18 protein-coding genes are annotated in these 14,986 nt (G+C 55.2%); 7 read left to right on the top strand and 11 right to left on the bottom strand.

What is annotated here, in order from left to right; all coding sequences use genetic code 11:
* Window positions 1–119: 119 nt before the first annotated feature.
* The 6 genes from AC3I0A_RS13235 (at window position 120) to AC3I0A_RS13260 (ending at window position 4,712) form a co-directional block, all read left to right on the top strand.
* Window positions 120–1,184, top strand: a complete 1,065-nt coding sequence (locus tag AC3I0A_RS13235; RefSeq protein WP_489378272.1) for an NAD(P)H-dependent flavin oxidoreductase — start codon at window positions 120–122, stop codon at window positions 1,182–1,184.
* 292 nt (window positions 1,185–1,476) lie between these two features.
* A complete protein-coding gene (gene modA / locus AC3I0A_RS13240) occupies window positions 1,477–2,244 on the top strand; it encodes a molybdate ABC transporter substrate-binding protein (protein WP_489378273.1) in 768 nt (255 codons plus the stop codon).
* Window positions 2,245–2,925 (top strand): molybdate ABC transporter permease subunit, encoded by a 681-nt coding sequence (gene modB / locus AC3I0A_RS13245; protein WP_489378274.1) that lies wholly within the window; start codon window positions 2,245–2,247, stop codon window positions 2,923–2,925.
* A gap of 3 nt (window positions 2,926–2,928) precedes the next feature.
* Window positions 2,929–4,017 carry a molybdenum ABC transporter ATP-binding protein gene (gene modC, locus AC3I0A_RS13250; protein ID WP_489378275.1) on the top strand — a complete coding sequence of 363 codons (1,089 nt, stop codon included), beginning with the start codon at window positions 2,929–2,931 and terminating at the stop codon, window positions 4,015–4,017.
* 126 nt (window positions 4,018–4,143) lie between these two features.
* Entirely contained in the window at window positions 4,144–4,359 is a 216-nt protein-coding gene (locus tag AC3I0A_RS13255; RefSeq protein WP_489378276.1) for a hypothetical protein, read from the top strand.
* Window positions 4,360–4,481: 122 nt separating this feature from the next.
* Window positions 4,482–4,712: a hypothetical protein gene (locus AC3I0A_RS13260; protein ID WP_489378277.1), complete on the top strand. Its 231-nt coding sequence runs from the start codon at window positions 4,482–4,484 to the stop codon at window positions 4,710–4,712.
* Window positions 4,713–4,861: 149 nt separating this feature from the next.
* Here the strand turns inward: AC3I0A_RS13260 and AC3I0A_RS13265 are convergent, their stop codons facing one another.
* The 5 genes from AC3I0A_RS13265 to AC3I0A_RS13285 all read right to left on the bottom strand — a co-directional run bounded on the left by AC3I0A_RS13265 (window position 4,862) and on the right by AC3I0A_RS13285 (window position 8,400).
* Window positions 4,862–5,212 (bottom strand): hypothetical protein, encoded by a 351-nt coding sequence (locus tag AC3I0A_RS13265; RefSeq protein WP_489378278.1) that lies wholly within the window; start codon window positions 5,210–5,212, stop codon window positions 4,862–4,864.
* Between the two features lie 808 nt (window positions 5,213–6,020).
* Window positions 6,021–6,230, bottom strand: a complete 210-nt coding sequence (locus AC3I0A_RS13270; RefSeq protein WP_489378279.1) for a DUF2188 domain-containing protein — start codon at window positions 6,228–6,230, stop codon at window positions 6,021–6,023.
* Window positions 6,231–6,385: 155 nt separating this feature from the next.
* Window positions 6,386–7,288, bottom strand: a complete 903-nt coding sequence (locus tag AC3I0A_RS13275) for a universal stress protein (RefSeq protein WP_489378281.1) — start codon at window positions 7,286–7,288, stop codon at window positions 6,386–6,388.
* Window positions 7,289–7,541: 253 nt separating this feature from the next.
* Window positions 7,542–7,754: a DUF6021 family protein gene (locus tag AC3I0A_RS13280; protein ID WP_489378282.1), complete on the bottom strand. Its 213-nt coding sequence runs from the start codon at window positions 7,752–7,754 to the stop codon at window positions 7,542–7,544.
* 382 nt (window positions 7,755–8,136) lie between these two features.
* Window positions 8,137–8,400: a DUF1652 domain-containing protein gene (locus AC3I0A_RS13285; protein ID WP_489378284.1), complete on the bottom strand. Its 264-nt coding sequence runs from the start codon at window positions 8,398–8,400 to the stop codon at window positions 8,137–8,139.
* Between the two features lie 252 nt (window positions 8,401–8,652).
* On the opposite strand from AC3I0A_RS13285, the gene AC3I0A_RS13290 reads away from it, so the two are divergent.
* Complete coding sequence (locus AC3I0A_RS13290; protein WP_489378285.1) at window positions 8,653–9,009, top strand: hypothetical protein; 357 nt, start codon at window positions 8,653–8,655, stop codon at window positions 9,007–9,009.
* 103 nt (window positions 9,010–9,112) lie between these two features.
* On the opposite strand, the gene AC3I0A_RS13295 is transcribed toward AC3I0A_RS13290, so the two are convergent.
* The 6 genes from AC3I0A_RS13295 to AC3I0A_RS13320 form a co-directional block, all read right to left on the bottom strand.
* Complete coding sequence (locus AC3I0A_RS13295; RefSeq protein WP_489378287.1) at window positions 9,113–9,358, bottom strand: hypothetical protein; 246 nt, start codon at window positions 9,356–9,358, stop codon at window positions 9,113–9,115.
* Between the two features lie 620 nt (window positions 9,359–9,978).
* Entirely contained in the window at window positions 9,979–10,146 is a 168-nt protein-coding gene (locus AC3I0A_RS13300; RefSeq protein ID WP_489378288.1) for a YceK/YidQ family lipoprotein, read from the bottom strand.
* A gap of 199 nt (window positions 10,147–10,345) precedes the next feature.
* Complete coding sequence (locus tag AC3I0A_RS13305; protein WP_489378289.1) at window positions 10,346–11,221, bottom strand: DNA/RNA non-specific endonuclease; 876 nt, start codon at window positions 11,219–11,221, stop codon at window positions 10,346–10,348.
* A gap of 234 nt (window positions 11,222–11,455) precedes the next feature.
* Window positions 11,456–12,541 carry a hypothetical protein gene (locus AC3I0A_RS13310; protein WP_489378291.1) on the bottom strand — a complete coding sequence of 362 codons (1,086 nt, stop codon included), beginning with the start codon at window positions 12,539–12,541 and terminating at the stop codon, window positions 11,456–11,458.
* A 10-nt stretch (window positions 12,542–12,551) separates the two neighbouring features.
* A complete protein-coding gene (locus AC3I0A_RS13315) occupies window positions 12,552–14,174 on the bottom strand; it encodes a hypothetical protein (protein WP_489378292.1) in 1,623 nt (540 codons plus the stop codon).
* A 2-nt stretch (window positions 14,175–14,176) separates the two neighbouring features.
* On the bottom strand, window positions 14,177–14,983 hold the full coding sequence (locus AC3I0A_RS13320; protein WP_489378294.1) for a hypothetical protein: 807 nt from the start codon (window positions 14,981–14,983) through the stop codon (window positions 14,177–14,179).
* Between the last annotated feature and the right edge of the window lie 3 nt (window positions 14,984–14,986).

Consider the following 14,986-nt stretch of genomic DNA (forward strand, 5'->3'; position numbering starts at 1 on the left):
TATTGTTCAACGGCAGCAATCCATAGCCAGGCTGAAAGACGACTGGCCTTGGGCTAGTCACTCCTGATACAAACGCTCTGTTGCCGTCCTTATTTTTTGACGCCGGAGAAGCACACAACATGAGCCAATGGCCTGATACCCGCATTCTTGACCTGCTCGGCATCGAACTGCCGATCATTCAAGCGCCCATGGCCGGTGCGACCGGATCCGCCATGGTCATCGCCGCCAGCAATGCCGGAGCCCTGGGTTCCTTGCCTGCTGCAATGTTTAGCATCGAGCAGCTGCGCGAGGAGTTGAAGGTTATCCGCCAACACAGTCAACGCCCGCTGAACGTGAATTTCTTCTGCCATCAACCACCGGCCGCCGACGCAGCTCGCGAGCGTGAATGGAAGAACCTGCTGGAGCCCTACTACCGCGAGCTCGGTGCCGATTTCGATGCGCCCACGCCCGTCTCCAACCGTGCGCCGTTCGATAACGCCGCCTGCGAAGTGGTCGAAGAGTTCCGCCCGGAAGTGGTCAGCTTTCACTTCGGCCTGCCTGAAAAGTCGCTGCTGGACCGCGTCAAGGCGACCGGCGCAAAGATCCTTTCCTCGGCGACCACTGTCGATGAAGCCATCTGGCTGGAGCAGCACGGTTGCGACGCGATCATCGCCATGGGCTATGAAGCCGGCGGACATCGCGGGATGTTTCTCAGCGATGATCTGTCCAGTCAGGTCGGCACCATGGCCCTGGTTCCACAGATCGTCGACGCCGTGAATCTTCCGGTGATTGCCGCCGGAGGGATCGGCGATGCTCGTGGAATCGTCGCGGCCTTCTCGTTAGGCGCTTCGGCAGTCCTGTTGGGCACGGCCTATTTGTTCACACCAGAAGCAAAAGTGACACCGTCTCACCACAAGGCATTGCGCACCGCCAAAGAGAGCGAGACGGCACTGACCAATGTCTTCACCGGCCGCCCGGCGCGAGGGATTCTCAACCGGATCATGCGCGAGATCGGCCCGATCAGCGCAGCGGCACCGGCCTTCCCGCTCGCAGGCGGGGCCTTGATGCCGCTACGCGCCAAAGACGAAGCTGACTTCAGCACCCTCTGGTCCGGACAGGCTCTGCGTCTGGGCGTTGAACTGCCGACAGCCGAGTTGACCAGACTCCTGGCCGCCCAGGCCCTGGCTAAATTGACCGCGCATTAAGCATTAACAAGCAAAAGGCCGTGATCCAGATCGCGGCCTTCTCTATTTGATCCCTGGTTCAATATCTCCAGTTCCGTTCGCGGTCGACTCGCTATATATTCAACTATATAGCGATGAAGAACCTGTGGGAGCGAGCTTGCTCGCGATGGACGTTAACGATAACGCGTATTTTCTGAATAAACGCGTCGCCCTTGAGTCCATCGCGAGCAAGCTCGCTCCCACAGGGTTCTGCGCCACGGCGCAGTCCACTTCCAACAACAAACCGCCTACCACGACCCAACGGAGCCGCTACATGACTATTCGTGTCCCACGTTTCGCCCCCACCTGCCTGGCATCCCTGCTTGCAGTCTGCGCATTCGGATCGGCTCAGGCCGATGAAGTCCAGGTGGCGGTCGCGGCCAACTTCACCGCACCGATTCAGGCGATCGCCGCCGACTTCGAAAAGGACACCGGTCACAAGCTGGTCGCCGCCTTTGGTGCCACTGGCCAGTTCTATACCCAGATCAAGAATGGCGCGCCATTCGAGGTGTTGCTATCCGCCGATGACACCACCCCACAGAAACTCGAAACCGAAGGCGACACCGTCAAGGGTTCACGCTTTACCTACGCCATCGGTACCCTCGCACTGTGGTCGGCCAAGGACGGTTACGTCGATGCCAAGGGCAAAGTGCTCAGCGACAACCAGTATCAGCATCTGTCCATCGCCAACCCGAAGGCTGCACCTTATGGCCTCGCTGCCACTCAGGTGTTGGCTAAAATGGACCTGACGGACAAGGTCAAAACCAAGATCGTCGAAGGCCAGAACATCACCCAGGCCTATCAGTTCGTCTCCACTGGCAACGCCGAATTGGGGTTTGTCGCCTTGTCGCAGATCTATAAAGACGGCAAAGTCACCAGCGGCTCTGCCTGGATCGTTCCGGCCGCCCTGCACGACCCGATCAAACAAGACGCGGTGATCCTCAACAAAGGCAAGGACAACCCGGCCGCCAAGGCACTGGTTGACTACCTCAAAGGTCCGAAAGCCGCAGCCGTCATCAAATCCTACGGTTACCAACTCTAAATGCCGCTATCGAGTGCCGATGTCTCCGCCATTTGGCTGACCCTGAAACTGGCGTCCCTGGTCACGGTGATCCTGTTGATCATCGGCACTCCGATTGCGTTATGGCTGTCACGCACCCGCTCATGGCTGCGTGGGCCGATCGGTGCGATCGTCGCCCTGCCCCTGGTGCTGCCGCCGACGGTGATCGGCTTCTACTTGCTGCTCGCCCTCGGCCCTCACGGGTTTGTCGGTCAGTTCAGCCAGTTTCTCGGGCTGGGCACTTTGACCTTCAGCTTCAGCGGCCTGGTGATCGGCTCGGTCATCTATTCAATGCCCTTTGTCGTGCAACCGTTGCAGAACGCATTTTCAGCCATCGGTACCCGCCCACTGGAAGTCGCCGCGACGTTGCGCGCCAACCCTTGGGACACTTTTTTCAGCGTGATCCTGCCATTGGCCAGGCCAGGCTTTATCACCGCGGCGATCCTCGGCTTTGCCCATACTGTCGGCGAGTTCGGCGTGGTACTGATGATCGGCGGCAATATCCCCGAGAAAACCCGCGTGGTCTCGGTACAGATCTACGACCACGTCGAATCCATGGAATATCTGCAGGCCCACTGGCTGGCAGGCGCCATGCTGGTGTTCTCGTTCCTGATACTGCTCGCGCTCTACTCGAGCCGCAAAACCCAAGCCGGCTGGAGCTGATTGATGACTTCGTTGATTCACGCTCGTCTGCAACTGAGCTATCCCGGTTTCTCGCTGGATCTCGACCTGCAACTGCCGGGGCGCGGCGTCACCGCGCTGTATGGGCATTCCGGCTCGGGCAAGACCACCTGCTTGCGCTGTATCGCCGGACTTGAAAAAGCCGAACAAGGCTTTATCCAGATCAACGACGAGGTCTGGCAAGACAGCAGCAAAAAACTTTTCGTCGCTCCCCATAAACGAGCACTCGGCTACGTCTTTCAAGAGGCCAGCCTGTTTCCCCATCTGTCGGTGCTGGCCAACCTCGAATTCGGCCTGCGGCGCATTCCACGCCAACAACGGCGTGTCGACATGACCCATGCCACCGAACTGCTGGGGATCGGCCACTTGCTCGATCGCCATCCACAGAACCTGTCGGGGGGTGAGCGTCAACGTATCGGCATCGCGCGCGCGTTGTTGACCAGCCCCAGGCTATTGCTGATGGATGAGCCGTTGGCGGCGCTGGATAGCCAACGTAAAAACGAAATCCTGCCCTACCTCGAGCGCCTGCATGACGAGCTGGATATCCCGGTGCTGTACGTCACCCATTCACAGGATGAAGTTGCGCGCCTGGCTGATCACATCGTGCTGCTCAGCGAAGGTAAAGCCCTGGCCAGTGCGCCTATCGGCGAAACCCTGGCTCGGCTCGACCTGCCGATGGCACTGGGAGACGATGCCGGTGTGGTGATCGAAGGCAAGGTCAACGCTTACGACGCCCACTATCAGCTCTTGACCCTGCAGCTGCCGGACAGTGTGCTGAGCGTTCGGGTCGCACATTCTCCATTGGCCAACGCAAAGACCCTGCGGTTCAAAGTCCAGGCTCGCGACGTCAGCCTGAGCCTGCAAGACGCCGAACACAGCAGCATCCTCAATCGCTTGCCAGTCACAGTGATCAGCGAAGTCTGCGCCGATAACGCTGCCCATGTGCTGGTACGCCTCGATGCGGCGGGCACCGCGTTGCTGGCGCGGATTACCCGTTACTCTCGGGATCAGTTGCACCTGCACGCCGGCCAGCAACTCTGGGCACAGATCAAGGCGGTGGCGGTACTGGCTTGACAATCGGGCACGAGCACAGCGGCTCGCGGTCCATGGCGCTTCATGCGCTGGACCGTTCAGCGCATTTTTTGCACGATTCAAACCAGCTTCTATAGTTGATCTGAGACAAACCAGAGCGGTGACGCCATGGAAGACATTTTCGTTGTGAAGCGCTGCAACAAGATCATCATCCTGGGCCGCAGAGCGGGAGAGGCGTCTCACCTCGTTCCAGCAACCGACTGGTACCGGATCACCGATACCCGCACAGGCGGTTTTATCGGCGACGGTTATGATCGCGAGGAAGAAGCCAAGCGCGAATGCCGGCGCCTGAATGCGGTCAGCCAGCGCGTGTCATCCTGTTAGCGCTGACCGATACCGTACTCATACCGGGTCTATACTGATTTCAGCTGAAGGATCAGCTCCATCGGCTCGCTCCTCTTTTGCTGCGTCCTGTCAGATTCCCTCTTTCAACGGAGGTGTTCCAAATGTCCGAAAAAGAGTCCATCACCACACTACTGGTACTCCTCGACTCGCGTCAGGTCCGACTGGCAGCTGCCTGCAAGGAAATTGCAGACTGGGTCGACCATCAAGGTGGCCATCCCACGGCGCTCAGGATACGAGACCGTCTCAAGGAGATAGAGACCGATACCCCGCTCATTAGAAATGCCCTCACGTCGTTGAAACCTGTCGAGCCTCCTCTTCCTCGATTCAGATAGCTATGGGAATACAAGGCAGGCTTGTATCCACGGTGATGGGCGCAGCATGAGACGAAAGGAGTCAACGTGACGCAGACAAAATCGATCGCTTGTGAAAAACCCCAGAAGGCTTGAGTGAGACACTTCACCCAGGCCTTTCGTTTAAGGGGTTATAGGCAGGTTGCCAGAGCGGCAAGTCGGCGCTTGGCGACCCAACTGTCCGATGCCACGTAATAGTTGACTGTCGTGCCCGATGCAACGCTCTGCACATCGACAAAATACGCCGCCCTGGTGGTATAGACCGTATAACCACCGGGCTCGCCCGGCTGCATGAATGCCCCCGCATCGACACCAAATACCGATTCATCCTGCCACGCAAACTGGACACACTGGGCCACGACTTTTTCCGGCTTGTTCGAAGAAAGCGTTCTGTATGGACTCTTTGACCGAGCCTCGTTCATCGCGGGCGTCATGCACCCTGCCAGCAAGGCCATCGCAAGAGCCCCTATCAAAATCCGCATCACCTTCCCTCATTCTGAAAAGGCGACTGTATCACCGGCGGATGTGACTTTCGGATTTCCGGGCCCCATAAATGAAAAAGCCCCGCACATGGCGAGGCGTGTCTGCTCTGCATCTCAACTACGTATTCTTCGGGTGGATTGGTTTGGGGAGAAACTTTGTCTTGCCAATACCTCGCGACATGGGCCGCTTGGGCTTGCCTGGTGACCTGGCGATTGTCGCACCTTTGAAATCAACCTTGTAGGGTACCTGGCCACAACACAGGTGATCATTAATCGGAAACTCGTCACCATCGTCCTCAATGTAAGCGTCACTCATTTATGACTACCCCTCTGACTACTGATCAATACCAGCAAGCGCCCGATTGCCTGGGAAATACTGATCATCAACGGGGTTGAGACTAGCTGGAAATATGGAGCATTGGAGTCGTAAAGGGAAAGCCCGACCAATGACCTGGCAGGATATCCGGTCACAGAGGAAGGCGCGTCGACAGCGCAGAACTTGCAGGAAGGAAAAGAGAGGGATCAATGAGCCCTTTGCACAGGTGCGCGAGCAGTTGGCCAGATGCGCAGCGATTATCCCGAAGGTCGGCATCAGACTCATTGATCGTTGCCCAGCTCAATGTTGGGCTTTTTCCATTTAGATAAATGGAGGTATTGCCGCCCGCTCTCACCTCAACCTGTTTCCTTCAAGATGGGAGCCGGGTCATTATTTTTTAACAAAGCCCACCCTGCTGGTCTAATAACATTTTGTCCTGGCTTTATGACGTCAGGCGATAACCGCCCGCCGGCATGACCAAGGCTGGCAACGCTATTGAAGATCGTGTTTTTTGACATTTGCCGACTTTTTCTTCGGCCTGATTTTACAAGAGGGTAAAGAGGCCGCATAAGCCAAGGCTTCTTCCCTGGTGCCGAAGGACGCGAGCCGGTCACTTCGCGTACAGACCCTCCAGGGGCCGCTGTTTACGCTGATCAACTCATAACCATTGATTTGAAACCTGGCAAGCATCGGAGCGCTCATAAGTCACCTCCCTATCGACAGAGATAATCAAAGATTGCCCGAATCACCTTACACCTCACCTGCCCCATTGATGCTCGATTCAGGTAAAAATTGACGAACGGCCTATACGGAAAAACCGCCAGGATCGCCGGCTGCGCTCGTGGCGGTTTTTTCATTCATTGATCCGCTTCTCCCTTGATGGCCAAAACGCTGCAGGGCACCTGATTCAGAACATGCTCCGTGGTACTGCCAACCAACTTGTCCACTCCTCGGTGATGGGTATTTCCCATGACGAACACATCGGCTCGAGTATGAGTCGCAAAGTCGGCCATCGCTTTGGTTGGCGGCCCGGCAATGAAGTGTTGTCGCTCAGTTGGCACACCGTAGCGTCCAGCCAAGGCAACGAAGCACTTTTCAAGCGACCGGCGCACGTCGTTGCCGAAGCCTGGCATCGTCACTGCGCCAGCACCTGCATCAGAGAAATGTGTATGTGTCAGTTCATAGGCATACAGCATGTGCAACTCGGCATTACATTGCGCCGCCAATTCGTTCGCCGCCTGAATGATGCTGTCGTTGATTCCGCTGATCTGACCCTCTGGATGCGATGGATCGACCGCCGCCACTATCACCCGAGGAAGCGGACACCTGACTTCGCTGACCAGATGTACAGCGGTCGGACATTCGCGCAACAACTGCCAATCCAAAGGGGTAGTGAATACGCGTTTGAGCGCTGATTCATGGTGTACGTCCTTGATAATCAGGTCCGGCTGCTTTTCAGCCACATGCTCAAGGATCGCTTGCAACGGGTCGCGGGTCACAACGACTTCGGTGGTCACAGTGATGCCCTTCCCGCGCATGAGTTCGGCCTCATCCGTCAGCCACTGCTGGTTCTCTTGCCGGCAACTCTCACGAAGTTGTTCACTGTTGCGCATTAACCGCATAAGGTCGAAGTCTTCGATGAACACCGCAATATGCAGCGCTGCGCCTGTGGCTTCGGCCAGTGCGATTGCCCGCTCCATCGCCGGCGAGTGACGCATGGTTGGACCTGCTATCAGAAAGAGTCGTTGATACTGCCTCATGTGGCACCTCCAAACGTTCTGGGTTATCCGCTAGCTCCCCCAGTACTCTCGCTTGTCCCACCATTGACGATTTCTTATCGCCTCAACTACCTGGATCGACACTATCAATATACGCCAGCATTACCGGCTTACCAGTTTACAGACCTGCCTAAGGCTGCTGGAGATGCAGTAGACCTTTTCATAGCGCAAGAAAAAGCCCGACTCGGCGCCGGGCTTGATGTGGGCAGTCTTCATCCGCAGACGAGCGCAAGAATTACCTTTTCAAATCACGGAGCGGATCATAGGGCTTTGGCACGGGCCTCTGCCCATCAGCGCCGTGATCCTTTCCGGGAATTTTGGCAGGGCCTATAGGATCGACTTGAGGGTCGGAGACGTCCGGCGAATCGGGATCAAAACCCAACTCGTCTTCGGCGGATGGTGGCTCAGAGGGTCGTGGGTCGTGGGTGGGACCTGAATTGCTAGCCATAGGCACCTCTTGGTCGCGGCTCAGAGTATCTGGCCCTACCCCTTAGAAACCGCTCGGGTTTCATAGTGCAAAATGCCTGACGAATGGCCATTAAAAAAACGCGGCGCAATGTCCGGGGAGTCATGACGCTGGGCGAGGAAAGATAGCGTTGTCCAATAGTATTGTAGGGATGGGGTCACACAAACGGCGGTGCGCAATCCACCCCTGGGTTCGAACAACGTCAAACGTCAGCCCTTGAAGCGTCATCAGATTGAGAAGCGCCCTGGATAGGCGGCAGTCACCGCAATCGGGACAATGGAGATCCTCCCAGTCGCCCAGGGCGAATATGCGCGCAAGAGAATTACCACAGATGAAGCAGCGCGCCGGGCCTGGCCGCCAGGGATCAGCCAGCCTTACTGATTGGCTGAACATGAAGTCGGTCCTGGCTGGCTTTGAGCTCCACCCGCAGCTCCGAAACGAGGTTGCATATTGCGCGGCTACTGACCAGACCCGCAATGGAGATGCCCGTAACCAAGAGGTCAACCCGACCAGAATCACGCTCAAAAATTTGAACACTCAGAAACCCGTCAGGGTCGATTCTGCAGCTACAGGACAGAGGCAGGAAGGCTGATTCAATGAGATGACGAAGTTCCAGTGTGGAGATCATCTAGCTTGTCCCATTCACATTTTTTGATTTTTTTGTCGGATGAACCTCACTCAACTTAGATCAACATGAGCTTTCTTGAGCGATCAGGTGACCGGTGGCGAAGCTGGCCGATACATGCGAGGTTATGTGTGCCGCATCACTCAACCCGGGTGACCGTCGGCCTCACCTTTTGTCGCAAGTCGATTGACGTCACAGGGATCCTTGGAGCCCAGTAACCAGCGGACATAAAACCACTTCAATGAAGAGAACATCATGTCGAGAATAACGGTGATATCCGGTGACTTTCCGGCAGGGGATGCTGAATTTCAGGCCGGATCATTCACTCTGAAATCCCCGTTAAAACCCTCTCGCGAACTAAAAATACCCTGCTCAAAAATAGAAACCCTGGAAACGGCAATCGAAGAAGTCGTCAATAAGAAGGGAAGTGCTATTCGATGGGGTCTGGCCGGAGCCTTGCTATTAGGGCCGGTTGGACTAGTTGCAGGTTTGTTATTAAGCAGCAAGGAAAAAGAAATAACCTTCTACGCGAAACTCAAGGATGGCCGCTGCTTTCTTGCCACCACTGATAGCGAGACATTTTCGAAGATTCGCGCGTTATCCCATCACTAGCACCCTGCGGCCAAAGCTGCCGCGTCGGGTTGGGCCATCCCGACATTCGCTAAGCCTGCCAAGGCCTTCCAGCCACGCTGAAGACCTTGGCAGCCCGAAAAGCCTAGATTCGGTCGGCCTGCTCAATCATATTGGTGGCCAATTTGACCCCTTGGCTTTTGGCATCTTCGAAGCTCTTGTAAGTCGCTTTTTCATGAAGATTCTGAATATTGTCCTCGGAGTATTTCACGGTAATACGAAGCCCTTTCGGGATCGGATCGCCTGAATCCCCCCATTCGAAATCAATCATCGCCTCTCTGCCGTTTGGGTGGACGTAATTAATTGGCTGCGGCCTGTCTACAGGTGCCATTTCGCTCTCCCGGATATCCAGTGATTTGCCCACTCTTAAGCATTAACCACAACCAACAATCACGCCACCCCGGCCAAAACCGGCGTACCGAGGGATGCGGGAAGGTCTGCTACTGTACTGAACGCCTCGGCAAGCGGGCGACTGCCACTTCAGTCTCGCCATGCAACAAGGAAACGCTGTAATCGTATCTCGACATCAAAGGCACTGACTCAGTGTTCCGAGCCATCGCCAACCAACGCCTTGTGCGCTCGATGTCAAAGGTCTCATCCTTTGCCATCATTCTCGCAACCAGGTTCCCGGATATCCTGAAGTGTCCGCACCCGGCTGGACACTTGACCTGCGACCAGTTTCCAGGCGAATGAACAGCCTTGGCGTCAGCGTTACAGATTAGGCACTGCATATTTGATCTCCCTATCGATGACCAGATAACTGTAGTCGATTCTTGGCCAGGTGCAGCCATGTCCACAGGAAATCTAGCCTTAACCAGCGAGGGCGCATCGGAGTGTGATCTGCAGCCTGACTTGTAATCAGACCAGCCACTGAGCACGCCGGCGCAGGCAATGCCAGAAGTAGCTCCTCGCGCAGCTCACGCCCCGATGCGGACGAACTCCGGCATCAGATCAAAGGTTGCAGCTGTACTGATATTCGAAGGGGAAAAACACCATGTCGACCACCAATGAAAACGGTGCATCGATAATCAAGAAAGGCAGAAGCTTTCCTTTGGATGTGCCTACCAGCCACCAATCTAAACGGATGCCCTTGTAGGGGCACGGGTAGTCGTAGTCCATTCGCATAGCTTTTCTGCCGTGGAAACCGAAGCAGACTATTTCAACACAATCGGCAACTAGCAGACATTCGAAATTGTCTATGAAGGCAGGGCCAATTCACCCTCGAAGCACCAGCACCAGTAAAAAAAACCGGCCTGTGTCGGGCTTGATGTGACCATGAGGACTCAACACTCCCTTCAGGGACATGGACTCTCGAAGATCAAGAGCGAACCACTGAACCGGAGACCGGTAGATTTTCCAGCAGGTTGAGTCCCGTGGTCTTCACGAAAGTCTCATAGTCCATTGGCCTCTCAATGCGGGTTTCCGCGTTGGGTAGCACATAGGCCCATGCACGCTTAGACGAAGCGTCGTAGACCAGCTTGAACAGGCGGCTAGGTACCCAGACCTTGTTGTCGCCAATGGTGGTATGGCCAGCGTCAAAGAGTGGTCCGGTAAAGACAAAGACATCGCCATCGGCTCGCTTCGCGAACTTTCTGACATCAGACTCGACCTTGCTCCAGATCTTCCGGTTATTGGTTGGGTCTTGCGGCACCATGTTCGAAAGCGCAAAGGACTGGGCCATTGCATGCGGATTCGGTGCATTTGCTGCCGGAGACTGATGTCCACGATCCACTGCCGGATGTTGGTCACGGTAGTCGCTCAACTCTGCCCGCCCGCTCTTGGGAATGCGTGGGTCCGGATAGAACTGATTGGTTCGTTCCTCACCCTTGGCATCCTGTAGCTGGGCTGAATTAAGGCGCTCCACCACAATCAACGGAGTCTTGCTGGTTTGCGAGTACAGCACCGCAAAGTTGTCGGAACACAGAGCCAAGGGCTTCATCGTTGCAGGCACACTGGCCATGTTGATCGGCTTGGCTGCCGGGAACAGGTCTGCACACCCATCGAACGATGCCTGTTTCTGTTTGCTTGAATAGAGATCAATCGCCACGTTCTGACTGATTGAGTCAGAACGGTACCCTTGCTCCTCATGCTGGCTGGGCATTTTGATGAAGTCCAGCAGGTTGCGAGCTTCTGCCGCACCCGTCGAGAACAAAACAAGGGCTGACAGCCCCACTGCAATTTTGCGTAGGTTCATGCTTAAAATCTTCGAATCAGATTGAGGGGGACTTATGGCAAAGCCCCAAATCACGGGGCTTGAGTGAAAGCGGTTTCTGGTTATGTTGCGGCGAGCATGTTTTCGATATCCTTGATCACACAATCGATGCTGGTTCGGTCAGCCCCGAACACGAAGGCTGTCTCTTGCTGTTGAACCGTGTAGAAGGGACAGTGCGGGCCTTCGCCGGAATGCAAAACAACCGCATCGTGGGGGTTAGCGGCGGACCTCGAATTTGTAGAAGCTGTCCTCAATCATCAGGCGCCGTCTATCCGACTGCACGGCATCGGCAATCGTACTCTTGAGCCTGACGTAATGACGGCAGTTAAGGCTGCGACTGAGGTCGGCAATCGCCTGCGTGTCACGAATGAATTGCTGATAGCTGGTAACCGGCTTGGCAAGCACTGCCTGAATGTTCGGTAGTCCCAATGCATCTGCCTCCCGACTGGCAGGCCAGGCCCGCTCAACGGACAAATCATTCTCACGAAGCTCCACCGCAAACAGCATCTGGATCTTACCGGTCTGCTCATCCGCCCAGCACGGCGGGAAATCCATACCTCCCTTGGCGCTGAGCTTGTTCTGCAAGAAGGCGATCTGCCCCCTGAAGTCGGCATTCTCCTTCTTCACGGCCTCAGGACTCTTCCCGTTTGCCATCAGGGCGGCATGCTCTTTCGCTTGCTTAATGAGTTCGGCCACCTTGTCGGCTGCCTTTTGGCCGAGAAGATCAGGCTTACTCTCTCCAGGCTTTAGCAGCTTCGTGATCTCGCTCATATGCCGCATTGACGCTACAGCCTTCTCAGCAATGGAGGCTGGATCTTTCGGCTGATCACCACCTTCCTCCTTAAACAGCTCTTCGGCCTGTTTCTTTACCTTCGATGCTAGCAACAAGGATTGCTGGATTTCCTCCTTGATCTTTTCATCCTTCTGATCGGAAGGAACCTGCTCCACTGCTTTCTGGATTTCGTCCAGGGCCGTGATTTTCTTGCCCTGCTCTTCCAGCAGCTTCTTGAGCCTTGTGGCCTCGGCTTTGGCAACGCTGTCGGCCACCAACTTGCTGATGACCTCTTCAGGATTTGCCTTGGAGTTAGCCGCTATCGCCTCTGCCAAGGCACTGGTAGCGCTTTTCAGGTCGGCCGTCTTTTGCTCAATTCCTTCCATTGAGGAGAGTTGCTCACGCAGTTTCTTGTTCTCGGTGACCGTCTTGAAGAGTTGAACGCCCAGCAGGAACAAGAGAATAAAGGAAATCATGAAAGCGATTTCCGTTAGGGAAAGCTGGAAAACCTGATCATTTTTGGCTGACATGGGTTTTCGCTTAATCCGGTTTTTGGCTATGCTTTGGAGCGCCAACAGCCCAAGCATCATGCATGGCTGACACATCAACTGAACCGAGGTTTGGATGCCCACCGGTCGAAGTCGACAACGAAATGGCTGCTGACTTCACAGCTTGTTTCGCTTCCAGGTGTTCCAGACGGTCATTCATCTGCCCTAGCTTATCGAGCTGCTCAAATCGCTTCAGCCCTTGCGATATGAATCGCTCAGTAACCTCGGCAAGTCTGGCAATCCTGGCATCGGCATCGTAGCTCGCCTGCTGAGATTTACGGATATCATTGGCCACCTGCTCGTTACGCTCGCCGGCATGGGAAAATGACTTAGTGAGAGACGCCAGGGATTCTTGCAGGGTTTGCGCCAGGTCAGCATTGCTACTATTCGCCTGATCAACCTTGCTTGCCAGGTTTGCTGAAAACGCTCCATTGGCCGACAGCTTTTCGATCAGTTTCTCCATAGACGTATCGAACGTGCCAAAAGCTTTAGAGACTGCCGCAAGCTCCTGCGTTTGCGTGCGAACACTATGCGAAATGCCTTCCTGTTGGGAGCGTATCTGACTGGACAAGCTTTCCTGCTGCGTCTGCAGCTGGGTGGTCATATTGTCCTGTTGAGTCTTCAGCAGGTTGGCGAGTTGTCCCTGCTGGATGGCGATCTGGTGAACGGCGTCAAGTGTCTGGGTCAGGCTCTCCGCCTTGAGGTTGATCTGGCCAACCGTTTTTTCGACAGCCTTGGCAGCCTTCAGTACATCATTCGATACTTTCTTGACCCCTTCAGTGACATTATCAGTGCTGCCACTGAGGCTAGTGATTGGGGGCTCCAGCTTGCGGGTGAAGATGTCATCCGGGAACTCAACCGTCTCCAGTCTGCCGAGTAACTGATGAGAGAAGCCTTCCACCGAGCTATCAATCCTGGTGATGGTTCCCCGGATTGAGCCCTCGTACTCGTTGACCATCCGCTCCAGCCCAAGGGCGGACGTCCGAATGTCCTGAACAATCGAAAGCAACGATTCTCGATTAAGACGCGTCATTTCCTCAAAGAACGTATTCATCTTGGCAGTGTTGTGCTCGGTTAGGGATTCAAACTGCGTGTTGACCAGCGCCACCGTCTCTTTGGCCGCAGTACTGACCTTGCCCCTGAAGTCTTGAAGATTATCGAAGGCGTTATCGAATTCATCGGTCAGCTTTCGGGATGCTTCCACCACCACATCCTCCACACTGCGCAAAGCATCCTCGGCATTGGGCCGGAAGCTCACCAGCACAACGCGCACAAACAGACCAAACACAGTACTGGCCATCGCTGCGCCGAAGCGAACGGCGATGTTGGTCATGTCATTTCCGATGTTGGGAATGTCGAGCAGGCTGAAAATGATCGAGACAATGGTGAAAATGAAGCCGAGGTAGTAGCAGGAGTCAGCGAACTTCTCCTCTGAGATCTCCCGCTCGCGGTAGTTGTAGCCGATAAAGATGTACGCGACCATGAACGTCAATGGCAGCACAAGGCCAAATACCCAGGCTTGATTGAAGTACCAGCCAATGCCCGAGCTGCCGACCTTAAGCAGGCAGGTCACCATGAAAAGTGCTTTCAGCGAAATCTTTATGCTCTTTTCCATGATCAACCTTCCAGGGTTCTGACAGAGACGATGCGGGCGCCAGCTTTCTCGAAGAACGCCTCCCAGAATCCAAGTTGGTTTCGCGTTTGCAATTTCGGGTAGTTCAGCAGGTAGTTGACCTCGACCTTCACCCCGTCAAGATCGGTCTGGGACTTTCTGCCATAGTTCGAGTCAAGAAAGCCCTTGATCTCAGGAATTCCCTTGAACATGCTGAATTCCTGCGTGTTTGGCAGCATGTCCGAGAAAATGATCAGAACGCGCTCGCCCTTGATGTTCTTGGCCCTGAAGCCATTGATGGAGGCGATCTGCAGCATCTCAAAGATCGGCGAGCGGTCTGAGGATTTCTCGATCAGCACGGTTTCCGCCAGGTTGACAATTGGCTTCTCGAAGTCGTCTTCGAAACGCCGCTTGATCCGCTGCAGGTTGGCCGTTATATCCGACTTGTCCTTCCCCACCCCCGGATTGCACTTTTCAAATACGGGGGTCGCATTGGCGGTGAAGTCCGACCCAAGGACATAGACAGACAGAAGATTGCCTTCTGGCACCTTGTCTTCAGCCAGAGACTTCAGCCGCTCCAGAAAGGCTTGGCGCTGCATGAAATTGTAGGTGTCAGTGTTATCAACCAGCACGACATAATGTCCAAGAGGCCCGGCGGCGGGACACAGGGTCATTTTGTCAGGCGCCTGATCCCGATTCATGAACAGATAACCGGCGCCGGTCAGCGCGACAATCAGGAGCGAGCCCAAGCCAAGAGCGGCAAACAGTTCATACCTTTTTTTCTTGCGAGTGGCCTTGCTGAGTCGAGCCATGGG

It is taken from the genome of Pseudomonas sp. KH_024_B2 (assembly GCF_057839965.1).